Origin of the sequence: Pseudomonas mosselii, from assembly GCF_019823065.1 — a bacterium.
Classification (GTDB): domain Bacteria; phylum Pseudomonadota; class Gammaproteobacteria; order Pseudomonadales; family Pseudomonadaceae; genus Aquipseudomonas; species Aquipseudomonas mosselii.
Genome location: NZ_CP081966.1, coordinates 2,567,727 through 2,591,487, shown reverse-complemented (window position 1 = coordinate 2,591,487; position 23,761 = coordinate 2,567,727). Strand labels below are relative to the sequence as shown.

The window sequence follows — 23,761 nt, the reverse complement described above, 5'->3', positions numbered from 1 at the left end:
TCATGAATATCCTTTACGACGAACGTGTCGACGGACCGTTGCCAGCCGTGGACAAGCCGGCACTGCTGGCCGCCCTGCGCGAGGCCCTGCCCGACCTGGAGATCCTGCACCGCGGCGAAGACCTCAGGCCCTACGAGTGCGACGGCCTCTCGGCGTACCGCACGCTACCGCTGCTGGTGGCGCTGCCCGAGCGCATCGAGCAGGTGCAGGCGCTGCTGCGGCTCTGCCACCAGCACGGCGTGCCGGTGGTGGCGCGCGGCGCCGGCACCGGCCTGTCCGGCGGCGCCCTGCCGTTGAGCCAGGGCATCCTGCTGGTAATGGCGCGCTTCAAGCGCATTCTCGAGGTCAACCCGCAGGGCCGCTTCGCCCGGGTCCAGCCTGGTGTGCGCAACCTGGCGATCTCCCAGGCGGCGGCGCCCCATGGGCTGTACTACGCGCCCGATCCGTCCTCGCAGATCGCCTGCTCGATCGGCGGCAATGTCGCCGAGAATGCCGGTGGCGTGCATTGCCTGAAATACGGCCTGACCGTGCATAACCTGCTCAAGGTGGAAATCCTCACCGTCGAAGGCGAACGCCTGGTGCTGGGCAGCGATGCCCTGGACAGCCCCGGATTCGACCTGCTGGCGTTGTTCACCGGTTCCGAAGGCATGCTCGGTATCGTCACCGAAGTCACCGTCAAGCTGCTGCCCAGACCGCAGGTGGCACGGGTACTGCTGGCCAGTTTCGACAGCGTCGAGGATGCCGGGGGCGCGGTGGCCGAAATCATCGGCGCCGGGATCATCCCGGCTGGACTCGAGATGATGGACAACCTGGCGATTCGCGCCGCCGAGGATTTCATCCATGCCGGCTACCCGCTGGACGCGGCGGCGATCCTGCTGTACGAGCTCGACGGTGTCGAGGCCGACGTGCAGGACGACTGCGCACGGGTCGATGCCGTGCTGCGCAGGGCCGGCGCCCGCGAGGTGCGCCTGGCCTGTGACGAAGCCGAGCGCGCGCGCTTCTGGGCTGGGCGCAAGAATGCCTTCCCGGCGGTGGGGCGCATTTCCCCGGACTACTACTGCATGGATGGCACCATCCCGCGCCGGGAGTTGCCACGGGTGCTCAAGGGCATCAGCGAGCTTTCCCGGCAGTACGGCCTGCGGGTGGCCAACGTGTTCCATGCCGGCGACGGCAACCTGCACCCGCTGATCCTGTTCGATGCCAACCTGCCCGGCGAACTGGAGCGCGCCGAGGCCATCGGCGGCAAGATCCTCGAACTGTGCGTGGCCGTCGGCGGCAGCATCACCGGCGAACACGGCGTGGGCCGGGAGAAGATCAACCAGATGTGCGCGCAGTTCAACAGCGACGAGATCACCTTGTTCCACGCGGTCAAGGCCGCCTTCGACCCACGGGGCCTGCTCAACCCGGGCAAGAACATCCCCACCCTGCAGCGCTGCGCCGAGTTCGGCGCGCTGCATGTGCACAACGGGCAACTGCCCTTCCCCGACCTGGAGCGTTTCTGATGGACAGGGACTTGAGCCAGGACCTGCGGGAGCAGGTCAACCAGGCGCTGGAGATGCGCACTCCGCTGCGCATCCAGGGCGGCAACAGCAAGGCCATGCTCGGTCGCCCGGTAACCGGGCAGGTCATCGACATCCGCGGCCACCGGGGCATCGTCGGCTACGACCCCACCGAACTGGTACTCACCGCCCGCGCCGGCACGCCGCTGCGGGAGGTCGAGGCGACACTGCACGAGGCCGGGCAGATGCTGGCCTGCGAACCACCACACCTGGGCCCCGAGGCAACGCTGGGCGGCATGGTCGCGGCCGGGCTGTCGGGGCCAAGGCGGCCTTGGGCCGGGTCGGTGCGTGACTACGTCCTCGGTACCCGGCTGATCACCGGCCACGGCAAGCACCTGCGCTTTGGCGGCGAGGTGATGAAGAATGTCGCCGGCTACGACGTATCGCGGCTGATGGCGGGCAGCTTCGGCTGCCTGGGGCTGCTCACCGAGGTGTCGTTGAAGGTGCTGCCGCGACCACGCCAGTGCCTGGGCCTGTGCCTGGAGATGAACGTAGGCCAGGCCCTGGCCGAACTCGTCGAATGGGGCCGGCAAGCGCTGCCGATCAGCGCTGCCTGCCATGACGGCGAGACGCTGCACCTGCGCCTGGAAGGCGGCGAAGGCTCGGTGCGCTCGGCCCGCGAGCGCCTGGGTGGCGAAGCGCTCGACACGAACTTCTGGCACGACCTGCGCGAGCAGCGCCTGGCCTTCTTCGCCGCACCCGCGACGCTGTGGCGGCTTTCCCTGCCCCTTGCCTGCGGCGCCCTCGACCTTCCGGGGCGTCAGTTGCTCGACTGGGGCGGCGCCCAGCGCTGGCTAAAGTCTGATGCCCCGGCGTCCGTCATCCGGGCGTTGGCGGCCGAGGCCGGCGGTCATGCCACCGCCTACCGGCCCGGTGATGACAGCAGCGCCCCGCTTGATCCTTTGACGCTGCGCTATCACCAGGCGCTCAAACGCCAACTCGATCCCCAGGGCGTGTTCAACCCTGGCCGCCTGTACGCCGACCTGTGAGGCCACGGCATGCACACACACCTGAGCGAATCCGCCCGCCAACTGCCCCGCGCCGACGAGGCCGAACGTATCCTGCGCGCCTGCGTGCACTGCGGGTTCTGCACCGCCACCTGCCCCACCTACCAGTTGCTCGGCGATGAACTGGACGGGCCTCGCGGGCGCATCTACCTGATCAAGCAGGTGCTCGAAGGCGAGCCGGTGAGCACCAGCACCCAGGCGCACCTGGACCGTTGCCTGAGCTGTCGCAACTGCGAGACCACCTGCCCGTCGGGGGTGGAGTACCACAACCTGCTCGACATCGGCCGCGCCGTGGTCGACCGGCAAGTCCCCCGACCACCGGGGCAACGCCTGCTGCGCGCCGGCCTGCGCGCCGTGGTGCCACGGTCTGGCGCATTCAAGGCCCTGGTGCGCGCCGGCCAGGCCCTGCGCCCCCTGCTCCCGGCCAGCCTCAAGGACAAGCTGCCGGCGCATGTTGTAGCCCCACGCCAACGCCTGACACCGCGCCACGCCCGACATGTGCTGCTGCTCGAAGGCTGCGTGCAGCAGGCCCTTTCACCCAACACCAACGCCGCCGCCACGCGCCTGCTTGACCGGCTCGGCATCAGCGTCAAACCGGTCCATGAGGCCGGCTGCTGCGGCGCCGTGGACTATCATCTGGATGCCCAGGCGCGTGGCCTCGACCGTGCCCGGCGCAACATCGACGCCTGGTGGCCGGCCATCGAGGCCGGCGCCGAGGCCATTGTGCAGACCGCCAGCGGCTGCGGTGCGTTCGTCCGCGACTATGGCCACCTGCTGGAACAAGACCCGCGTTACGCCGCCAAGGCCGCCACGGTCAGTGCCCTGTCCCGCGACCTGGTGCAGGTGCTGCAGGCCGAGCCACTGGAGCGACTGGGTGTCTGCACCGAGCAGCGCCTGGCGTTCCACTGCCCCTGCACCCTACAGCATGCCCTCAAGCTCGGCGGAGCGGTGGAAGGCCTGCTGCAGCGCCTGGGCTTCCACCTCACCCAGGTGCCCGATGGCCACCTGTGCTGCGGCTCGGCCGGCACCTATTCGCTGACCCAGCCGACGTTGGCGCGCCAGCTACGCGACAACCGCCTCAACGCCCTGGAAAGCGGCAACCCGCAGCTCATTGCCACCGCCAACATCGGCTGCCAGCTGCACCTCGGCGGTGCCGGGCGCACGCCGGTGCGGCACTGGATCGAAATCGTCGAGGCGGCTCTTGAGCCCGGCGCTGTCGAGGCGACGGAAATTGTGCCCCGCCCCTGACGCGGATCAAGGCGATGTTCAACCTGGCACCTGTAATTTCGGAACCCTCCTACCGAAAACACGGAAGCTTCTAGATTGTTGCCACACCGTCGGCAAAACATCATCCGACCTGGAGACGTGACCGCCGCCCCGGCGCGGCCAACCCCATCCAGACGAGGCCATGCCATGCCCGCAAACGCTGATCACCCTACCCGTGAACTGCGCCATACCCTGCGCCAACTGCTGGCCCACGAGGTCAGCAACCCCGATGACAATCCGCACCTGTCCGGGGTGCGGTTCTTCTGTGCCACCGACGAGCACACCCGCCAGCTGATCGAGCGGGTCGAGTTGCTCGCCAGCGAAGCCTTCTTCGATGCCAAGGGCCGCGCCATCCCAGCCCGCATGCGCGAAGCCGCGGTGGACGGCGTGTGCATCCAGCAGAAACGCAAGGCCTGCGAAGACGAGACGGTGATCCGCATCGCACTGCCGGAAAAAGGCTACATCACCATCAGTACCGCCCGACTTTGACTCCTCGTCGCCGACAAGCCAGATCCCACAGGGTGAACACGGTCCTTGTGGGAGCCGACTTGCCGGCGATGGGCCGCAGAGCGGTCCCCTTGCAGCCAACGCAATAAACCCCGAAGCTTTTATCCCCCTGCGCTTCGGACACCCTCCCCCGATGGAACTGCACATCCGCCTCGAAGGCCGCAAAGGCCTGGCCGAACAGCTCTACCAGCAACTGCGCGCCGGTATTGACAGCGGCCACCTGGCCGCCGGCACCCAGCTGCCACCCACGCGTCTCTTGGCCGAACAACTGGGGGTTTCGCGCAAGACCGTGGCCGAAGCCTATTCGCGCCTGACCTATGACAACCTGCTCAGCGGCGTGGTCGGTCGCGGCACGTTCATCACCCCGCGCCACACGCCGCGCCAGAGCGACTGCGACAACATCCCGCTGGCCGCCGCCGACACCCTCGAACGCTGGCGCCAGCGCGCCACGGTGCTGGGCCGGCGGGCGCTGGACGCACCGTCGCGCTATGACTTCATCGGCGGCGCCTCGAGCAAGGCGCAGTTCCCCTACGACCACTGGCGCAGTTGCATGAACTACGCCCTGCGCCGCAGCCAGCGCCACCCCGACCGGCAGTTTTCCGCCCAGGGCCTGCCGGAGCTGCGCGAGGCCATCGCCCACCAGATCGCCTTCACCCGCGGCATCCAGTGCGCGGCCAGCGATGTGCTGGTGTGCAATGGCGCCCAGCAGGCCTTGGACCTGATCGTCCGGGTACTGGTCGAACCCGGCTGCAAGGTGGCCATGGAGGACCCGGGCTACCCACCGGCACGCCAACTATTCCTGGCCCTCGGCGCGCGCCTGCAGTCGGTGCCGGTGGACGACCAGGGGCTGTGCGTCGAGCAGATCGAGGACGGCACCCGGCTGATCTACGTGACACCCTCGCACCAGTTTCCGCTGGGCATGCCCATGGCCGAGCCACGGCGCCAGGCGCTGCTGGCGCGGGCCGCGGAGCTTGGCGCGCTGATCATCGAGGACGACTACGACTGCGAGTTCCGCTACCAGGGGCCGGCCGCCGAAGCCCTGCAGCGCCTGGATCGACATGGCCTGGTGGCCTATGTCGGGACCTTCTCCAAGACCCTGCTGCCGGAACTGCGCCTGGGTTACGCGGTGCTGCCGCCGACCGTGCTGCAGGCCGCCTGCGTGGCCAAGCACCTGAGCGACTGGCACAGCCCTAGCCTGCAGCAGTGGGCGCTGGCGCGGTTCATCAGCGAAGGTCACCTGAACAAGCACATCCGCCGTTGCCACGAGGTGTACAGCGCCCGCCGCGAACGGATCCTGGCACGCCTGGGTGGCGACCTGGCGCCGTGGTTCGACGCGGTGCCGGCCAGCGCCGGCTTTCACCTGAGCGCGCTGGCCAAGCCCGGGGTGGACGTCGAGCTGCTGATCAACCTGGCGCGCAAGGTGGAGGTCGGTCTTTACTCCCTGGCGCCATTCTTCAGCGAAGCGCCGGTCAGGCCAGGCCTGTTGTTCGGCTTCGGTGCCATCGAACTGCTGGACATCGACCCGGCACTGGACCGGGTCGGCGATACCCTGCAACGCCTCAGTTGAGCGCCGCCGCAGGCGCTCGCCGCTCACCGGCGATGGCCCGGGCATAACCGTTGGGGGCGAAACGCACGGTCACCAGCAGCATCGCCAGCACCGTGCAGGTCAGCAGGGTCCAGGACGCCTGGAAGTCGCCGCTGACATCACGCAGCCAGCCGGTGATGTACGGCACGATACCGGTGATGATGAAACCCACGCCCTGGACAAAAGCCGCCAAGCTGCCGGCTTCACCGGGCGTGCGCAGGTGCTCCAGGGTCAGCGTCAGGCTCAGGCTGAAGCACGCGCCCAGACCCAGGCCGATCAGCGCCACCCACAGGCCCATGGCGCTGGTCGGCGCCAGCAGCAAGCCAAGAAAGCCCGCCAGCTGGATGAGCAAGGCCAGCCACAGCCCCGGCCGGCGATCGGCCAGGCGCCGCAGCAGCAACGGCAGGCCCAGGGCGCCGCAGACCTGGAAGATGGTCATCAACCCGACTAGCTCGCCGCCACTCTGGGCCGTGCCGCCGTGCTCCAGGTGATAGGCCGGCAACCAGGCGACCATGCTCGTGTAGCCGCCGTTGATCAGCCCGAAGTAGAGCGCCAGCAGCCAGGCCCGACGGTTGCCGAACCAGTGCCCGCCGCCGCCACCGGCCAGGGACGGCGTGTCCTGGCGCGGGCGCAGGGCGACCCACGCCACGATAGCCAGCAGCGCCGGCAGCGCCCACAGGCCAAGGCCGAACTGCCAATGGCCAAAGTGCGCGGTGATCGATGGGCCCAACACCGCCGCCAGGCCACCGCCACTCATCAACGCCGCCGAATACAGCCCCATGGTCGCTGCCAGGCGGCCGGGGAACCAGCGGTTGACCAAGCCTGGCATCATGCCCTGCACCACGGCGACGCCCAGCCCGGCGACCACCGCGCTTGCGATCAGCGCCCAGGCGCTGTCCAGTTGCAGGCGCCACAGACATGCCAGGGCGATGGCCGCCAGCCCCGCCAGCATGCCGCCATGCTCGCTCAACCAGCGCCGCAGCCAGGGTTGCAGGAGCGGCACCAGGCCCATGCACAGCACCGGCAACGCGGTCAGCAGCGCCGCCTGCTGGTAGCCCAGGCCAGTGCTATGGCGCATCGGTTCGAGCAGCGGGCCGATGCTGGTGAGGATCGGCCGTAGGTTCAACGCCAGCAGCACTACCAGCAACAGGTTCAACGTGCCTCTCATGCTTCGCCGACCTGCTGCCATTCACGGTACAGGCCGCTTTCACCCGCCGGTTTCAGCGGGCGCAGGGGCAGGCTCTGCTGCCGAGGCGGGCGGGCCATCTGCGCATACACCGCGGCGGTGGACAACCCATAGGGCTCGCCCTCGTCGTTGTCATAGGCGAACCAGGCGCGCTCGATGCCGCACAGGTGCATGGCGGCCAGGCACATCGGGCACGGATGGCCGCTGGCGTAGATCTCGGCGCCGTCCAGGCGCGCCCGGCCGAGCACCTGGGCGGCCTGGCGGATGGCCTGCATCTCGGCGTGGCTGGTCGGGTCCTGGGTACTGTGGATCTCGTTGACGGCACGGGCGATCACCTGCCCCTGATGGACCAGCACGGCGCCGAAGGGGCGGCCACCGGCCTGGATATTGGCGCGGGCAAGCTCAAGGGCCTCGCGCATGAATCGATCTGCGGACATGAAACGGTTCTCAGGTGTTGACCCGCCCATTATCCCGACTCGACCGCCCTGGCAGAAATGAAGAGATTGGATGCCTGTCAGTGCTCATCCGAATGACCGATTGGCCTCCTGGCAAAGCGCGGGATTGGCTATTCGGCGCGGCGCGGCCTGGCGCTAAGGTAGTGCCACTTACCTCTTGCCGACCTGGAGTCTCACCATGCACGACCGTATCGAATGGGCCAAACACTCGCCGGAAGCCTACAAGGCCATGATCGGCCTCGAACAGGCGCTGGTCGCCTCGGGCCTGGAGCACTCGCTGCTCGAGCTGATCCGCCTGCGCGCCTCGCAGATCAATGGCTGCGCCTATTGCATCAACATGCACGCCAACGATGCGCGCAAGGCCGGCGAAACCGAGGCGCGCCTGCAGACCCTGAGCGTCTGGCGCGAGACACGCTACTTCAGCGAGCGCGAGCGGGCCGCCCTGGCCTGGGTCGAGAGCCTGACCCGCCTGGCCGAGCGTGGCGCGCCGCAGGACGAGTACCAGGCGCTGCTGGAGCACTTCAGCGCCAAGGAGGTCGCCAACCTGACCCTGGCCATCGCCACCATCAATGCCTGGAACCGTTTCGGCGTAGGCTTTGCGATGGTGCCGGCATAAGCCGCCAACGACGCCCGCGCCTGCCCCTTGGGTGGGAGCGGGTGGGCATGCGCTGTCAATCCTGTCGCAGATGCTCCACCAGCCGACGCAACATGGCATCGCATCCCTGTAGCTGCTCGAGACTGACAAACTCGTCGGGCTTGTGCCCCTGCTCCATGCTCCCCGGCCCGCACACCACGGTGGGGATGCCGGCCTGGTCGAACAAGCCGCCCTCGGTGCCGAAGGCCACCGTGCCAAAGTCGCTCGAACCACTGATCAAGGCCACCAGGCGCGCCGCCTCGCTGTCGGCAGGCGTGGCCAGGCCTGGGTAGGCACTCAACGGTCGCAGGCGGATATCGCTCGCTCCGCTCACCGCGCGCATGCGCGGCAGCAACTGTGTCTCGGCGTAGGCCTGCAGCCGATCGGCCACGACCTGCGCCTCGAAGCCGGGCAAGGCACGCACCTCGAAATCGAACTCGCATTCGGCGGGGACAATGTTCAGGGCACGACCGCCCTTGATCACACCGGTCTGTACTGTGGAGAACGGCGGGTCGAAGCGCTCGTCGTGGTACTCGGGACGCGCCAGGTCGTCACCGATCTCGCCCAGCTTGCCGATCAGCCGCGCCGCGTACTCGATGGCGTTGACGCCGTAGGGGGCATAGGCCGAGTGGCAAGCGGCGCCATGTACCTGGCAACGCATGGCCAGCTTGCCCTTGTGGCCTAGCACCGGCTTGAGTTCGGTGGGCTCACCGATCAGGCACAGCCGCGGCTTGTGCGGGCGCTGCGCCAGGGCGGCGAGCATCGAGCGCACGCCCAGGCAGCCGACTTCTTCGTCATAGGAAAACGCCAGGTGCACCGGCAGCTTCAGCGGCTGAGCGAGTAACGCCGGCACCGTCGCCAGCACCGAGGCGATGAAGCCCTTCATGTCGGCCGTGCCGCGACCGTACAGGCGCCCTTCGCGCTCAGTCAGCCGGAACGGTTCGACGCTCCAGGCCTGGCCCTCCACCGGCACCACATCGGTATGCCCGGAAAGCACCACGCCGCCACGGTCGTCGGGGCCGATGGTGGCGAACAGATTGGCCTTGGTGCCCTCTTCATTGTGGAACAGCTCGCTGGCGACACCAAGCCCAGCCAAGTAGTCGCGGATGAAGGCGATCAGCTCAAGGTTGGAATCGCGGCTGACGGTGGCGAACTCGACCAACCGCTCCAACAGCGCACGGCTGGAAACCTCATTCATCGCCCGGCACTCCGTAGCTCGGCGCGGCGGTCGGGTTCAGGGCGCGGGTCACATAGTCCTGCATCTGCGGGCGGTAGGCCTGCCAGAGGTTGTCCAGCTCGGCGATGGGATCGTGCTCGGTCCAGTCCACGCGCAGGTCCACCAGCGGCCAGGTCAGCTCGCCGGCGATCTTCAACGCCGCCGAGTGTACCGGCCCCGCCTCGCCACCGGCGGCCATGGCCGCGTGCATCGCCGCCAGCAGGCGGTCGGCCAGGTGGCCGCCGGCCTGTTCGAACGCAGCCACCATGGCCTCGATCACCGCCCGCGACGACAGCAGGTTGCCGGCCGCGGCGCATTGTTCGCCGGCCACGGCGTTGTGCACGCCCAGGGCCTCCTTGCCGGTGAACAACGCTACCTGGCCCTGGCTGTCGATCACCGTGACCTGGCGATACTCGCTCCAGCCATTGGCGCTCAGCACCCGGTCCAGTGCCGCGGCGGGCGGCAGCTGGCCCTGCTCGAGGGCGTCGAGGATCTGCGGGCCGAGGGCCGGCAGGGTGATGTTCTGGGTGGCCACGGCACCGACCCCGGCCCGCACCCATGGGCAGCGGGCGCCGACGGCGATGCTCGATGAACTGATGGCGATGCCGACCTGGCCGGTTTCCTGGCAGCGGCCGATGATGGAGAAGGTCATGGTGCAGCTCCTGTGTTGGGGTTACCGGCATTCTCGGTGGGCCCCGGGAGCTGCGAAACCAACATTTTCCTCGGCACTGGGCAGGAAAAAACTAAGGCCGCTCCACAGGGTCCTGCGCAATCCCTAGAAACCGCTGCAGCCCATTGCCAGCAGAGCCTTCGCCAATTTATCGGCAAGCCCCAACTAAATACTATTTTCGCGATTTCCCGCCCATCCCTAGTCTGGCCCCAGGCAAAGGCGGTCCCCACCGACCTGAACAAGAACGCCGCTGAAGAAGGGCTGGGACATGACACTGAACAACATCGAAATCGACACCCTCGTGGTCGGCGCCGGCCAGGCCGGCGTGGCCATGAGCGAACACCTGAGCAAGCTCGGCGTGCCACACCTGGTGCTGGAGCGCAAGCGCATCGCCGAGGCCTGGCGCACCGGACGCTGGGATTCGCTGGTGGCCAACGGGCCGGTCTGGCACGACCGCTTCCCGGGCCTGGAATTCGACCTCGACGCCGACGCCTTCGCCGGCAAGGACCAGGTCGCCGACTACTTCGAGCAGTACGTGCGCAAGTACAACCTGCCGGTACGCACCGGGGTCGAGGTGAGGAAGGTGGTGCGCAACGCCGACCGCCCGGGCTTCACCATCGACACCAACCAGGGCGTGATCCGCGCCAACCGCGTAGTGGCCGCCACCGGCCCGTTCCAGCGCCCGGTGATCCCGGCCATCGCGCCAAAGGACGAAGGCCTGCACCAGATCCACTCCGCCGCCTACTTCAACCCGCAGCAACTGCCTGAGGGCGCGGTGCTGGTGGTCGGCGCCGGCTCTTCCGGGGTGCAGATCGCCGAGGAACTGATGCGTGCCGGGCGCCAGGTGTACCTGTCGGTCGGCGCCCATGACCGTCCGCCGCGCAGCTACCGCAACCGCGATTTCTGCTGGTGGCTGGGCGTGCTCGGCGAGTGGGACGCGGAGATCGCCAAGCCCGGCCGCGAGCACGTGACCATCGCCGTGTCCGGCGCCCGCGGCGGCCACACCGTGGACTTTCGCGCCCTCGCCCACCAGGGCATGACCCTGGTCGGCCTGACCCAGTCGTTCGAGGGCGGCGTGGCCCGTTTCCAGGACAACCTGGCCGAGAACATCAACCGCGGCGACGAGAACTACCTGGCCCTGCTGGACGCCGCCGACGCCTATATCGAACGCAACGGTCTGGACCTGCCGGAGGAGCCCGAGGCCCGCAAGCGCCTGCCGGACCCGGCCTGCGTCAGCCAGCCGCTGCTGGAACTCAACCTCGCCAAGGCCAACGTCAGGAGCATCATCTGGGCCACCGGCTATGGCGTGGATTTCAGCTGGTTGCAGGTGGACGCCTTCGACGCCAACGGCAAACCGCAACACCAGCGCGGCGTATCGAAGGAGCCGGGCGTGTACTTCCTCGGCCTGCCCTGGCTGTCGCGCCGCGGCTCGTCATTCATCTGGGGCGTGTGGCACGACGCCAAGCACGTCGCCGGCCACATCGCCACCCAGCGCACCTACCTGGCCTACCGCGACCGCGAGCAGCGCGCGGCGGATGAGCAGCAACCCTCGATCAGCAACGTCAGCACCTTCGGAGCCCTCTGATGCCTACCCACACTCGCATCCGCATGTTCAACACCAAGGCCACCTACCCCAACCAGACCCTGGACAACGACCTGTGCCAGGCTGTGCGGGCCGGCAACACCATCTACGTGCGCGGTCAGGTCGGCACCGACTTCGAAGGCCGGCTGGTGGGCCTGGGCGACCCACGGGCCCAGGCCGAGCAGGCGATGAAGAACGTCAAGCAGCTGCTCGAAGAAGCGGGCTCGGACCTGTCGCATATCGTCAAGACCACCACCTACATCACCGACCCGCGCTTCCGCGAGCCGGTGTACAAGGAAGTGGGCAAGTGGCTCAAGGGGGTGTTCCCGATTTCCACCGGGTTGGTGGTGGCGGGGTTGGCCCAGGCTGAGTGGCTGATGGAAATCGACGTGATCGCGGTGGTGCCGGATCAGCCGTGATCCCCTGAAAAAGCAATCGCCGGCAAGCCGGCTCCCACAGGGATCGCGCAGATCCTGTGGGTGCCAGCTTGCCGGCGATTGGAGTCAACGCTTTGTTATTGTCGGGCGCCGCGCTCGACGCCGCCCATCTGCCCGAACCGCCCGGCCTGGAAATCATCGAACGACTCGGCGATTTCCGCCTGGCTGTTCATCACGAACGGCCCGTAGCCAACGATGGGTTCGTCGATCGGCTCGCCGCTGAGCAGCAGCACGCTGACCTCCTCCAGCGCCTCGAGGCGCACATCGCTGCCATCGCGCTCCAGCAGCACCAGGCTGGCCGGGCCGGCCTCGCGCTCGTCGTTGACCCGCAGGTTGCCGCGCAGCACCACCAGCGCGGCATTGCGCCCGGCGGCCAAGGGCAGTTGCAGTGTCGCGCCGGCCTTCAGCCGCAGGTCCCAGACGTCCATCTCGGTGAAGGTGCGCGCCGGCCCCTGATGATTCAGGTAGCGTCCGGCAATCACCCGCAGGCTGCCCGCCTCGCCTGCCAGCGCCACCACGGGAATGTCGTTGGCCAACAGCGTCTGGTAACCCGCCGCGGCACGCTTGTCCTTGGCCGGCAGGTTGACCCACAGTTGCACCATCTCCAGGGTGCCGCCACTACGGGCAAAGGCCGGGGAATGGAACTCCTCGTGGATGATGCCGCCCGCGGCGGTCATCCATTGCACATCGCCCGGACCGATCAGGCCGCCGGCGCCGGTGGAGTCACGGTGCTCCAGTTCGCCCTGGTAGACGATGGTCACCGTCTCGAAGCCGCGATGCGGATGCTGGCCGACGCCACGCCTGGCCGTGGTCGGGGTGAAGTCGTGGGGGCCGGCGTAGTCCAGCAGCAGAAACGGGCTGATGTGCCGGGCCAGGTGGTCGTAGGTGAACAGGCTGCGCACCGGGAAGCCGTCGCCCACCCAGTGAGCGTGGGGGCTGCGGTGGATACCCTGGATGTTTTTCATGAGAAGCCTCCTGTTTGATGGCTATCACCTTACAGATGAGACTAATGATTCGGTAGGCAGCAAAAACAGCACTGCTCGTTCCACAAACGGAACAATCAAAGGCATCGCGGGGCAAGCCCGCTCCCACAAGGCCAACGTACATGGGCCTTGTGGGAGCGGGCTTGCCCCGCGATTGGCTTCAACGGACGATCAGGCGATCGCCGCGTCCACCAGCACCTGGGCTTCGGCCACCAAGCGCTTGAGGTGCGCCTCGTCGATGAAGCTCTCGGCGTAGATCTTGTAGATGTCCTCGGTGCCCGAAGGACGGGCGGCGAACCAGCCGTTCTCGGTCATCACCTTCAGGCCGCCGATGGCCTGGTTGTTGCCCGGCGCATGGCTGAGGATCTGCTGGATCGGTTCGCCAGCCAGCTCGGTGGACTTGACCTGCTCCGGCGCCAGCTTGCTCAGCAGCGCCTTCTGCCGTGCATCGGCCTTGGCCTCGACACGGGTGGCGTACGGCTTGCCCAGCTTGGCGGTGAGGTCGGCGTAGATCTGGCTCGGGTTGCGCCCAGTGCGGGCGGTCATTTCGGCCGCCAGCAGCGCCGGGATCAGGCCGTCCTTGTCGGTGGCCCAGACGCTGCCGTCCTTGCGCAGGAACGAGGCGCCGGCGCTCTCTTCGCCGCCAAAGCCCAGCGAGCCGTCGAACAGGCCCTGGGCGAAGAACTTGAAGCCCACCGGCACTTCGTACAGGTCACGGCCCAGCGCGGCGGTGACCCGGTCGATCAGGCCACTGGAGACCACGGTCTTGCCCACGGCCGCGTCGCTGCGCCATTGCGGGCGGTTGCGGTACAGGTAGTCGATGGCCACGGCCAGGTAGTTGTTCGGTTGCAGCAGGCCATCGGCAGTGACGATGCCGTGACGGTCGTGGTCGGGGTCGCAGGCGAAAGCCACGTCGAAGCGCTCGCGCAGGCCGATCAGGCCCTGCATGGCGTACGGCGAGGATGGGTCCATGCGGATCTGGCCGTCCCAGTCGACGGTCATGAAGCGGAAGGTCGGGTCGACCTCGGTGTTCACCACTTCCAGGTTCAGCTGGTAGCGCTCGGCGATGGCCGACCAGTAGCGCACCCCGGCGCCGCCCAGTGGATCGACGCCCAGGCGCAAGTTGGCGCCACGGATTACCTCGAAGTCGATGACGTTTTCCAGGTCGGCGACGTAGCTGCTGACGTAGTCGTGACGCTGGGTGGTGGGTGCCGCCAGCGCCTGCTTGTAGTCCATGCGCTTGACACCGGCCAGGTTCGCCGCCAGCAGCTCGTTGGCCTTGGCCTCGATCCACTTGGTCACGTCGCTGTCGGCCGGGCCGCCGTTGGGCGGGTTGTACTTGAAGCCGCCGCTCTGCGGCGGATTGTGCGACGGTGTGATGACGATGCCGTCGGCGAGGCCCTGCTGGCGGCCACGGTTGTAGCAGAGGATAGCGTGGGACACCGCCGGGGTCGGGGTGTACTCGTCATCCTGGCTCAGCATCACCTGCACGCCGTTGGCGGCCAGCACTTCCAGGGCGCTGGCTGCGGCCGGCGCCGACAGCGCGTGGGTGTCGGCGCCGATGAACAGTGGGCCATCGATGTCCTTTTCCTGGCGATACAGGCAGATAGCCTGGGTGATCGCCAGCACGTGGTACTCGTTGAAGCTCAGATCGAACGACGTGCCGCGGTGGCCCGAGGTGCCGAAGGCCACGCGCTGGGCCGCAACCGCGGCGTCGGGACGGCCGGTGTAGTAGGCGGTCAACAGGCGGGGAATATCGACCAGCACGCTTGCCGGAGCCGGCTTGCCTGCCAAAGGACTGAGCGTCATGCGGAACCTCGAAATCAACAGAAGTAGGTGTTGGAACGCGCAGTGTACTGGGAGTTTCAGCGCCAGGCGATGGCGGCGTTCACCCCAGTTGCCACCAGCTGGGGAACATCTGCCGCACCCGGGGCTCGGCGAAGCGCTCGTCGATCAGCATCAGCACGCCACGGTCCTGGTCGCCGCGGATCACCCGGCCAGCGGCCTGGATCACCTTGCGCACGCCCGGGTACAGGTACGCGTAGTCGAAACCGGCGCCGAACTGGCGGCCCAGGCGCTGCTTGAACTGCTCGTTGACCGGGTTGACCTGGGGCAGCCCGAGGGTGGCGACGAAGGCGCCGATCAGGCGCGTGCCGGGCAGGTCCACGCCCTCGCCGAAGGCGCCGCCGAGCACGGCGAAGCCCACCCCCTGCCCGTGCTCCACGAACCGCGCCAGGAAGGCCTCGCGCCCGGCCTCGTCCATGCCGGGCGCCTGGCACCAGATCGGCAGTACCGGATAGCGCTCGGCCAGCAGTCGCGCCACCTGCTCCAGGTATTCGAAACTGCTGAAAAAGGCCAGGTAGTTACCCGGCTGGCGGGTGAACTGGGCGGCGATGAGTTCGACAATCGGCGCAAGCGACGCCTGGCGCTGCTGGTAGCGGGTGGACACCTCGCTGACGATGTGCACCTGCAACTGCTCGGCGCGGAACGGCGCGGCGACCTCCAGCCAGGCCGTGTCGGCGGGCATGCCCAGCAGGTCGCTGTAGAAGTGCCGCGGATTGAGCGTGGCGGAAAACAGCGTGACGCTGCGCGCCGCGCTCATGCGCGGCCCCAGCAGCCGCGCCGGCACCACGTTGCGCAGGCACAACGTGGCCAGGCGCCGCCCCCGTGGGCCGTTGCGCGGGCTGATATCGAACAGGAAGTGCTCATCGAACAGCTCGGCGATGCGGCTGAACTGCAGGGCCTGGAAGAAGAACTCCAGCACCTTGGGTTCGACCTCGGCGGGCGCCTGGTTCATGCGTTCCTGGATCAGCCCGATGCATTGCTGCAGGGCACGCAGGAAGGCGTCCGGCAGTTGTTCGCTGGCTTGATACGGCGCCACCTGGGCCTTGTACAGCGCGTTCCACTGCCGGTTGAGTCGGTCGAGGGCACTGCCGAGTCCGGCCGGCTTGCTCTGGCGCAGTGCCAGCAACTGGCCCTGGTCAAGGCTGGCACTGTACATCTGCCGTCCCCGCTCCACCAGGTTGTGCGCCTCGTCCACCAGCACCGCCGTGCGCCACTGGTTGGCCTGGGCCAGGCCGAACAGCAGGGCATGAGCGTCGAAGTAGTAGTTGTAGTCGGCCACCAGCAGGTCGACCCAGCGCGCCATTTCCTGGGCCAGGTAATAGGGGCAGACCTGATGCGCCAGGGCCACCTCGCGCAGATTGGCGCGGTCGAGCAGCGGCACCTGCGCGGCGGCTTCGCGGGCGGCCGGCAGGCGCTCGTAGAAACCCCGCGCCAAAGGGCAGGACTCACCATGGCAGGCGTTTTCGGGGTGCTCGCAGGCCTTGTCGCGGGCGATCAGTTCAAGGCTGCGCAGCGCCGGCTGCGGCGACGCCCGGGTGATCTGGCGCAGAGCGTCGAGGGCCAGGGCCCGGCCCGGGGTCTTGGCGGTGAGGAAGTAGAGCTTGTCCAGTTGCTGCGGCACCACGGCCTTGAGCAGCGGGAACAGGGTACCGAGGGTCTTGCCGATGCCGGTGCTGGCCTGGGCCATCAGGCAGCGGCCGGTGCTCACGGCCTTGTACAGCGTCTCGGCCAGCTGGCGCTGGCCCAGCCTGAATTCGGGATAGGGGAATGTCAGCGCGCCAAGGTCCCGGTCCCGCTCGCTCAGCCGTCGCTCCTGGGCCTGCGCCCAGGCCAAAAAGCGCTGGCACTGGGTCTCGAAGAAGCGCTTCAGGTCATCGGCCTGGTAACACTCGCTGATCAGCGTCTGGCCGTCACTGTCGACGTCGAGGTAGACCAGCGCCACGTCGATCGCCGGCAGTTGCCGTGCCTGGCACAGCAACCAGGCATAGACCTTGGCCTGGGCCCAGTGCAGCAGGCGGTGATTGTCGGGCTGCCTGGCCAGGTCGCCGCGATGGGTCTTGATCTCCTCCAGGCGGTTGCACGCAGGGTCGTAGCCATCGGCGCGGCCGCGTACCCGCAGCCCCTGGTACTCGCCCTCCAGCGCCACCTCCGACTCATAACCAGCGGCGCGCCGCGCCACCACCCGACGGTGCCCGGCGATGCCCTCCTGGGCGGTGGGCGACGGGGTGAAACGCAGGTCGAGGTCGCCGACCTTGGCGCTGAACTCACACAGTGCGCGCACGGCCACGGTGTAGCTCATACCGATACGCCCCCCTTCCAGCGCACATGGCACACCGCGACCGGCAGACCGTGGGCATGGCAGAACTCGAGCCAGCGCAGTTGGTTGTCCTGCAGGCGATCGCCCGGCCCCTTGACCTCAACCATGCGGTAACCGCCCTGCCCCGGCCAGAACTGGATCAGGTCAGGCATGCCGGCGCGGTTGGCGCGGATATCCTGCAGCAGGCGCAGGAAGCAGGCCTTCAGGTGCGCGGGCGGCAGGTAGTCGAGTGCCTGTTCGAGCAGCGCCTCATCGAGCATCTGCCAGAACACGAAAGGCGACTGCAGGCCCTTCTTGGCCTGGAAGCAGTCAAGGATGGCCTGGCGATGACTACCATCGTCCAGGCGCCCGAGGCAGACGTCGAACAGTGCCGCGCGGCGCTGCTGGAAATCGACGTCGTGCAAGTCCTGAGGCCCGCTCTGGAACGGGTGGAAGAACGCCCCCGGCACCGGGGCGAAGACCGCCTCCCAGCACAGCAGGCCGAACAGGCTGTTGAACAGGGAGTTCTCGACATAGTGAACACTGCCGCCTTCCTGCTCCAGGTGCTGACGCACCGCCTCTTCCACTCCCAGTGACGCAAGTTCCGTCGGCAGTTCCAGTTCGATCAGCATCACCGCCTCGCTGCGCCGGCGCGGCTGTGCCGGACCGCCCAGCTTGCGCACCAGGCGTGGCAGCAGGCGTTCCAGGGCCTGACGCTCCAGGGCGTTGGCGGGTGCCAGGGCCATATGCTGGGCCAAAGCGTGAGCCTGCGACCATTGCTCGCTGCGCTCGTAGACCCGGACCTGGCGGATACGTGCCTCGGGGTGCGCGCACTCGGCGTAGATCCCCAGAGCCAAGTCCCAGTCCCCCAGGCGCTCGCATTGCTGGCCGAGGCTGAACAGCAGGCGCGCCCGGCGCCTGGCCAGCCAGGGGTTGCTGTCGTCGAATCCGTCCAGCGCCGCGAGCAGCTCGGCAGGCGCGACGCCCTGCTCCAGACGCTCGGCACACTGGTGCAGGGCGATGGCCAGATCGACCTCGGAGCGCTGGCGCAAGGCCCGCGAGTCGTCGCTGAACGCCACCTGTTCGTAGCGGAACACGCCCAGGTCGGCCAGCACGAAGTCCGACCAGCTCTGGTAGAGGTTGCCGAAGAACAGCAGGCGCAGACGGTCGCACAACGGCTGCCGGCGCCAGTGCAGGATCCGCACCGGGAAACCGGGACACCACTGGGCCAGCGGGCCTGGCGGCAAGCCCAGGGCCTGCAACTGCTCCAGCAAGTCGCCCTTGCCAGCGCGCGGGCGGGGAAGCCGCCCTGCGAAGCATGTCGCCAGCTCGTCCTTGCGCAGCAACGCCCACAGTTGCTCCACCGTCACCGGCGCATCGTCGACCACCCAGCCCAGCACCAGCAACGGCGCCAGAGCCGCCTCGGTTTCGCCGATCTCGGCATAGGCGAGCTTGTCGCTGCGAAACAGCTCGCCCTTGCGCATGACCATGCGCACCAGCACAGCTTGGCTGGGTACCGGCAGTTGGCTGAAAACCTGGATGAATCCATGCTCGTTGCGGTCCAGCAGGTCGGCATAGCGCTGCCCGACCCAGCTCAGGACCTGGCGAAAGTTGTGCAGGTAGTACAGGGGATCATCGACGGAGTGGGCGATCACGGTGCAAGTCGGGTGTGATGAACAAGCACTGGTTATACATACAGACCGCAGTCGTGGGCAAGCGCGCTGGATCGACGGTCACGCGATCAGTACTCGTGCTCGCCACGACAACAGGACTAATCGACCGCGCGCAATGGCGCAAAGCCGCCGCTCGGGCTGGCTGACAGGGGCCGCAACCACTGATCGCGCCGGCCCAACAGCTGGAACAGGCGCCGGGCGTGGAGGCTGAGCGTGCCAGCATACACCCCCCGCAGTTGCGTGAGCTGCAGGCCACTGGTTTCAACCAGCCACTGGCTAACCGGTTCCGGGCAAGGGAGCCCCTGCAAGGCGCGGTGCAGATACGGCAGCGCGACACGCATCCCTGGATGACAGCGCAGCACAAAGGTCTCTAAGTTGTGCCCCTGCGCCTCGAACGGGGTGAACAGCTGGCAGACCAGTTGCGCCTCGTTCACGTCATAGGCGCCAGCCAGGCGTGCCTGTGCCTCGCTGCGCAAGGCCCGCCCCTGTGGCCAGGCAACCGACGGTTGGCCAAAACGCTGGAAGAACGCCTGCGTGCCTTCGCGATAGCTGCGCTGATTCAGGTACTGCGCCTTGAGCCCATGCAGGTGGGCCAACGGCAAGGGATCGAACAGCCCTGACGGCCCCTGGGCGTGCCTGCCCATGGCGTCCTGCCGGCCGAGCATGCGGTCCAGCAGCTCACCGTCGTCCGGGTGGCGCAACAGGTCCTCAACCATCACCAGCCGCGGCTCGCCGCCAGGCTGGCGCAGCACGGGTGAAGTCGGCGGTTGCCAGGGATCGGCCAACACCTTGCCTAACTGCTCAAGGCCCGCTGCCAGCACATTGTGGGGCGTCAGAGCGTGGGCCACCTCCACGGTATGGCGCAGGCAGCGCCGCCCCCAGGCCAGCAGGCGATGGCGTTGGGCGAACGGCTCGGCGCTGATCAGGATCTGCTCGCCGGCCTCCTCCATCAGTGCCTGGCCCAAGCCGTTAGCCAGCTCCAGGTAACCCCTGGCACCGAGCAGCGCGTCCGGCTGACCGCCGACCAGATGACCGAACAGCAGCCAGGCGTTGCCCGTCTCGGTCAGTTGTTCGGCCGAGCAGGCCTGGCGAGCGCCGAACAGGCCGAGCCGCCCGCCATCCGCACGCAGTAGCTCTACCCGCGGGTCGTCGTGCAGGAACAGCGCGCTGAAACAGCGGTCGTGAAGGGCAAGGGCGGTGTCGTCGAGGGTTGGCAAACGGGCCGCCAGCACCCGCAGGCGGAAGGTGGCACCATGGCGCAGGGCGATGCTCAACTGCGCGGCGCGCAGGCAGGCCAGCAGGTGCGCGCTGCGTCGGTCAACGCCGTGCAGCACCAGCACCCGGACGTTACCGACGTATTCCTGGCCGCCGGCGACGACCAGCAATCGCTGGACCAGCAGCTGCACCGAGGCGCGCTGGGCCTGGGTCATGTGCTCCAGCAGGCGCTGCAGGACTTGCTGGTAGACATAATGCATGGCTTGGTCGTGAGTCTCGGTCATGCTATCGCTCCATCTCCCTGACGGCTTCGAGTTGAAGTCCGATTCTGGCAGATGAATAGCAAACCGAGCTTGAAGGAAACCTCCCAAACCCCAGTAGGACATTTAGCAAAAACTGGCTGATGTCTCAGCCCTGCAGGCTGCACGCTCCCCTGCGGGAGCGTGAATGTCCTGAGAGCTTCTTCATCGCCCGATCAGTGCGTCCCCATGTCCAGCACCACCCGCCCGCCACACGGACATTCGTCCATGTGCCGGTGCGCCTCGACCACCTGCTCGAACGGATACACCTTGATGATCTGCGGCGTCAGCAGTTGGTCGGCGGTGAACTGGTTGATGTCGCGCAACGCACGCTGCAGGGCCACCTGGTCCTGGGCGATGCCCAGCTCCGGCTTGCCGGTGAAGTTGCCGATGCAGTGCACATGGAACTGGATGTTTTTCTGGAACGCCGCGCAGGCCGGGAACGGCGTCTGGTTGCCGCCCTGCAGGCCGTACAGCACCAGGCTGCCACGCGGTGCCAGGACATCGCCGAGCAGTGACATCTGTGGGCCACCCATGCCGTCAAGGACCATGTCCACGCCACGCCCATCGGTGTACTTGCCGATCTGCATCAGCAGGTCCTGTTCCTCGGTGACGATCACCTTGTCCGCGCCCAGCCCCAGCAGGTACTCGCGCTGCTCGGGCTCCTTGGTGGCGGCGATCACCTTCAACCCCAGGGCCTTGCCCAGTTGCACGAAGGCCGGCCCCGCGCAGTGGCTGGCATCGGTGACCAGCGCGGTCTGCCCGGCCTTGGCCCGGGCCAGGTCGACGTAGGCGAAATAGGCGATCAGCAGGGGCGTGTAGTGCACGCTGGCCTCAATCGGGGTCAGCACATCCGGGTAACGGGTGATGGCGCTGCGCGGCAGGACGATCACGTCGCCGTAAACCGGGTGGTCGTTGGCGCTGGTGGCCGGGAAGCTGGCGACCCGATCGCCCACCGCGATATCGTCCACACCCTCGCCCACGGCGGTAACCACGCCGGCCATCTCGTGGCCGATACCGGCCGGCAGCCGCGCCTGGGACGGCGCCAGGTTCTGCCGCCAGAGCACGTCGTACCAGCTGACGCCGATCGCCTCGACGCGGATCTGCACCTCGCCTGCAGCCGGGGACGGTTCGGCCTGCTCCTCGCATCGGAGCACATCGGCCTGGCCGAACTTGTGGAAACGGATCATGCGGGACATCGCATACCTCGCCTGTGTGAATCTCGTATTACCACGGACTTTATCCGGGCTTTCACGGTTGGACCATCAGTGGCTGTTAATAGTCGACATGCCTGTCATTGATTGGGCCCCTGACAATTCTGTGCATTGGCACCCGGAAATCGGTGCAGGGTACCAGCCTTTGGCCTTAAGATTCACCCCTGCCCCACTTCTGGCGAGCCGCATCGAATGAATCGTAACGACTTGCGTCGCGTAGACCTCAACCTGTTGATCGTGTTCGAAACGCTCATGCACGAACGCAGCGTTACCCGCGCCGCCGAGAAACTGTTCCTCGGCCAGCCGGCGATCAGCGCCGCGCTTTCGCGCCTGCGCAACCTGTTTGACGACCCGCTGTTCGTGCGCACCGGCCGCAGCATGGAACCGTCGGCACGGGCCCACGAGATCTTCGCCCTGCTGTCGCCGGCGCTGGACTCGATCTCCACCGCCGTCAGCCGCGCCGCCGAGTTCGACCCGGCGACCAGCAACGCGGTGTTCCGCATCGGTCTGTCGGACGACGCCGAATTCGCCCTGCTGCCGCAGCTGCTCAAGCGCATCCGCGCCGAAGCCCCCGGCATCGTCCTGGTGGTGCGCCGGGTCAACTACCTGCTGATGCCCACCCTGCTGGCCTCGGGCGAGATCTCGGTGGGCGTGAGCTACACCAGTGAACTCCCCGCCAACGCCAAGCGCAAGGTGCTGCGCCGCAGCATGCCCAAGCTGCTACGCGCCGACAGCATGCCCGGCAGCATCACCCTGGATGACTTCTGCGCCCGCCCCCATGCCCTGGTGTCATTCGCCGGCGACCTCTCGGGGTTCATCGACGAGGCGCTGGACGAGATCGGCCGCAAGCGTCATGTGGTGCTGGCGGTGCCGCAGTTCAACGGATTGGGGAGTTTGCTGGCGGGGACCGATATCGTCGCCACGGTGCCGGACTACACCGCCGATGCGCTGACCGCGGCGGGTGGGTTGCGCGCGGAAGACCTGCCGCTGGAGGTGCGCAGCTTCGAGCTGCACATGGCCTGGCGCGGGGCGCAGGACAATGACCCGGCGGAACGGTGGTTACGCTCGCGGATTCAGATGTTTTTCGGCGACCCCGACAGTCTCTGACCGAGTTCCGCCAAGCGCCATAAAACCTTTAAATTCATATAGTTAGAAATATTCTCCATCCATAGCCATCCGTCAGAATCCACTCAATTCCAGCTTGACTGGGGGTATCTCGGGGGTACATCAAGCCCAGATTAAAAAAGATATCCCCACACCATGCCCCCCGACAAACCACCTCCTTTCCTTCCAAAGCTCAGCGATGCCTTCATCCGTTCGCTGACCACACCAGGAAAGTACGCCGATGGCGACGTACCGGGTCTGTATCTACAGGTGCTTGCCTCGCTCAAGCCTGGCAAGTCACCCTCCCGGCACTGGCGACTGAAGTACCGTCTTCGCGGCAAGGAAAACGTATTCGTGATCGGCAGGTATCCGGATGTGGGCTTGAAGGAAGCCCGTGAGCTCGCCCGGACAGCGCGCAATAGCGTGGCCAATCACATCGACCCACTCAAAGCAAAAAAAGCCAAGATCGAGGCACAATGGCTCAACAAGGCGCGTACGTTTGCCTACGTGGCCGAAGAGTGGATGAATTTCAAATCTCCGGATTTGGTCAGCAAGTCCATTGCAGGGTTTCGCGGCGCACTGCGCAATCACATCTTGCCGGCCATCGGCGAAAAACCAGTCACCGAGATCAGACTTGAACACATCACTTCGATCATCAATACGCTGCGCCGTGCTCGGACGATGGCCATGGCCAAGCGCGTTCGCACCATCATTCGCGCCGTACTCGGCTTCGCTGAAGGCAGGGGCTGGGTGGAACGCAACGTGGCGCTGAGCAACACCGAGGAGCTCAAGATCCGCCACGTAGTCACCAGCAATCCAGCGATCGAACGACCGGCAGATTTGGGTCAGTTCCTGTTGCGCCTGGATGAACTAGATGCGAGCAGCGTGACCACCGCAATGCGCCTGCTGGTGATGCTGCCAGTGCGCCCGGGCGAACTTGTCAAAATGCGCTGGGAGGATGTCGATCTGATCAGCGCCGACTGGCGCTACGTGGTCAGCAAGACGCGGCACCTAGACAAGAGCAATCC

19 protein-coding genes and 1 pseudogene are annotated in these 23,761 nt (G+C 67.1%); 10 read left to right on the top strand and 10 right to left on the bottom strand.

Going from position 1 to position 23,761, the window contains the following annotated elements; all coding sequences use genetic code 11:
• Nucleotides 1-2 precede the first annotated feature (2 nt).
• The 5 genes from glcD (at nucleotide 3) to pdxR (ending at nucleotide 5,906) form a co-directional block, all read left to right on the top strand.
• Nucleotides 3-1,502 (top strand): glycolate oxidase subunit GlcD, encoded by a 1,500-nt coding sequence (gene glcD, locus K5H97_RS12030; protein ID WP_028689367.1) that lies wholly within the window; start codon nucleotides 3-5, stop codon nucleotides 1,500-1,502.
• Entirely contained in the window at nucleotides 1,502-2,548 is a 1,047-nt protein-coding gene (gene glcE, locus K5H97_RS12025; RefSeq protein WP_036985835.1) for a glycolate oxidase subunit GlcE, read from the top strand. The genes glcD and glcE overlap by 1 nt, the downstream gene beginning before the upstream one ends.
• Nucleotides 2,549-2,557: 9 nt before the next feature.
• On the top strand, nucleotides 2,558-3,814 hold the full coding sequence (gene glcF, locus K5H97_RS12020; protein WP_051555630.1) for a glycolate oxidase subunit GlcF: 1,257 nt from the start codon (nucleotides 2,558-2,560) through the stop codon (nucleotides 3,812-3,814).
• A 165-nt stretch (nucleotides 3,815-3,979) separates the two neighbouring features.
• Complete coding sequence (locus tag K5H97_RS12015) at nucleotides 3,980-4,321, top strand: hypothetical protein (protein WP_028689365.1); 342 nt, start codon at nucleotides 3,980-3,982, stop codon at nucleotides 4,319-4,321.
• 151 nt (nucleotides 4,322-4,472) lie between these two features.
• A complete protein-coding gene (gene pdxR, locus K5H97_RS12010; RefSeq protein WP_028689364.1) occupies nucleotides 4,473-5,906 on the top strand; it encodes a MocR-like pyridoxine biosynthesis transcription factor PdxR in 1,434 nt (477 codons plus the stop codon).
• On the opposite strand, the gene K5H97_RS12005 is transcribed toward pdxR, so the two are convergent.
• Nucleotides 5,899-7,092 carry a cyanate transporter gene (locus tag K5H97_RS12005; RefSeq protein WP_028689363.1) on the bottom strand — a complete coding sequence of 398 codons (1,194 nt, stop codon included), beginning with the start codon at nucleotides 7,090-7,092 and terminating at the stop codon, nucleotides 5,899-5,901. The genes pdxR and K5H97_RS12005 overlap by 8 nt on opposite strands.
• Nucleotides 7,089-7,547, bottom strand: a complete 459-nt coding sequence (locus K5H97_RS12000) for a nucleoside deaminase (RefSeq protein WP_028689362.1) — start codon at nucleotides 7,545-7,547, stop codon at nucleotides 7,089-7,091. Before K5H97_RS12000 ends, K5H97_RS12005 begins: the two co-directional genes overlap by 4 nt.
• 196 nt (nucleotides 7,548-7,743) lie before the next feature.
• Here K5H97_RS12000 and K5H97_RS11995 point away from each other — a divergent pair, with 196 nt between their 5' ends.
• The gene (locus K5H97_RS11995) at nucleotides 7,744-8,181 is read left to right on the top strand and encodes a carboxymuconolactone decarboxylase family protein (protein ID WP_028689361.1); all 438 of its coding nucleotides are present in this window, start codon (nucleotides 7,744-7,746) and stop codon (nucleotides 8,179-8,181) included.
• A gap of 55 nt (nucleotides 8,182-8,236) precedes the next feature.
• Here K5H97_RS11995 and argE read toward each other — a convergent pair whose 3' ends face one another.
• Nucleotides 8,237-9,397, bottom strand: a complete 1,161-nt coding sequence (gene argE, locus K5H97_RS11990; protein WP_028689360.1) for an acetylornithine deacetylase — start codon at nucleotides 9,395-9,397, stop codon at nucleotides 8,237-8,239.
• Nucleotides 9,390-10,067 carry a DUF1028 domain-containing protein gene (locus tag K5H97_RS11985; RefSeq protein ID WP_028689359.1) on the bottom strand — a complete coding sequence of 226 codons (678 nt, stop codon included), beginning with the start codon at nucleotides 10,065-10,067 and terminating at the stop codon, nucleotides 9,390-9,392. Before K5H97_RS11985 ends, argE begins: the two co-directional genes overlap by 8 nt.
• A gap of 286 nt (nucleotides 10,068-10,353) precedes the next feature.
• On the opposite strand from K5H97_RS11985, the gene K5H97_RS11980 reads away from it, so the two are divergent.
• Complete coding sequence (locus K5H97_RS11980) at nucleotides 10,354-11,670, top strand: flavin-containing monooxygenase (protein ID WP_036985833.1); 1,317 nt, start codon at nucleotides 10,354-10,356, stop codon at nucleotides 11,668-11,670.
• Entirely contained in the window at nucleotides 11,670-12,086 is a 417-nt protein-coding gene (locus K5H97_RS11975) for a RidA family protein (protein ID WP_028689357.1), read from the top strand. Before K5H97_RS11980 ends, K5H97_RS11975 begins: the two co-directional genes overlap by 1 nt.
• Nucleotides 12,087-12,181: 95 nt before the next feature.
• Here K5H97_RS11975 and K5H97_RS11970 read toward each other — a convergent pair whose 3' ends face one another.
• From K5H97_RS11970 to K5H97_RS11945, 6 genes are all read right to left on the bottom strand, one after another.
• Nucleotides 12,182-13,069, bottom strand: coding sequence for a pirin family protein (locus K5H97_RS11970; protein ID WP_028689356.1), 888 nt, complete (start codon nucleotides 13,067-13,069; stop codon nucleotides 12,182-12,184).
• Between the two features lie 189 nt (nucleotides 13,070-13,258).
• Nucleotides 13,259-14,896, bottom strand: a complete 1,638-nt coding sequence (gene pgm / locus K5H97_RS11965; protein ID WP_028689355.1) for a phosphoglucomutase (alpha-D-glucose-1,6-bisphosphate-dependent) — start codon at nucleotides 14,894-14,896, stop codon at nucleotides 13,259-13,261.
• A gap of 79 nt (nucleotides 14,897-14,975) precedes the next feature.
• Complete coding sequence (locus K5H97_RS11960) at nucleotides 14,976-17,231, bottom strand: ATP-dependent DNA helicase (RefSeq protein WP_028689354.1); 2,256 nt, start codon at nucleotides 17,229-17,231, stop codon at nucleotides 14,976-14,978.
• Nucleotides 17,228-18,883, bottom strand: coding sequence for a VRR-NUC domain-containing protein (locus K5H97_RS11955; protein WP_028689353.1), 1,656 nt, complete (start codon nucleotides 18,881-18,883; stop codon nucleotides 17,228-17,230). The genes K5H97_RS11960 and K5H97_RS11955 overlap by 4 nt, the downstream gene beginning before the upstream one ends.
• A 116-nt stretch (nucleotides 18,884-18,999) precedes the next feature.
• Nucleotides 19,000-20,400, bottom strand: a complete 1,401-nt coding sequence (locus K5H97_RS11950; protein ID WP_028689352.1) for a hypothetical protein — start codon at nucleotides 20,398-20,400, stop codon at nucleotides 19,000-19,002.
• Between the two features lie 191 nt (nucleotides 20,401-20,591).
• Nucleotides 20,592-21,614, bottom strand: a complete 1,023-nt coding sequence (locus tag K5H97_RS11945) for a zinc-dependent alcohol dehydrogenase family protein (protein ID WP_028689351.1) — start codon at nucleotides 21,612-21,614, stop codon at nucleotides 20,592-20,594.
• Nucleotides 21,615-21,821: 207 nt separating this feature from the next.
• Between K5H97_RS11945 and K5H97_RS11940 the strand changes: the two genes are divergently transcribed.
• Nucleotides 21,822-22,736, top strand: coding sequence for a LysR family transcriptional regulator (locus K5H97_RS11940; protein ID WP_028689350.1), 915 nt, complete (start codon nucleotides 21,822-21,824; stop codon nucleotides 22,734-22,736).
• Nucleotides 22,737-22,889: 153 nt separating this feature from the next.
• Nucleotides 22,890-23,756 (top strand): annotated as a pseudogene (locus tag K5H97_RS11935) (tyrosine-type recombinase/integrase); the annotation flags it as partial.
• Nucleotides 23,757-23,761 lie beyond the last annotated feature (5 nt).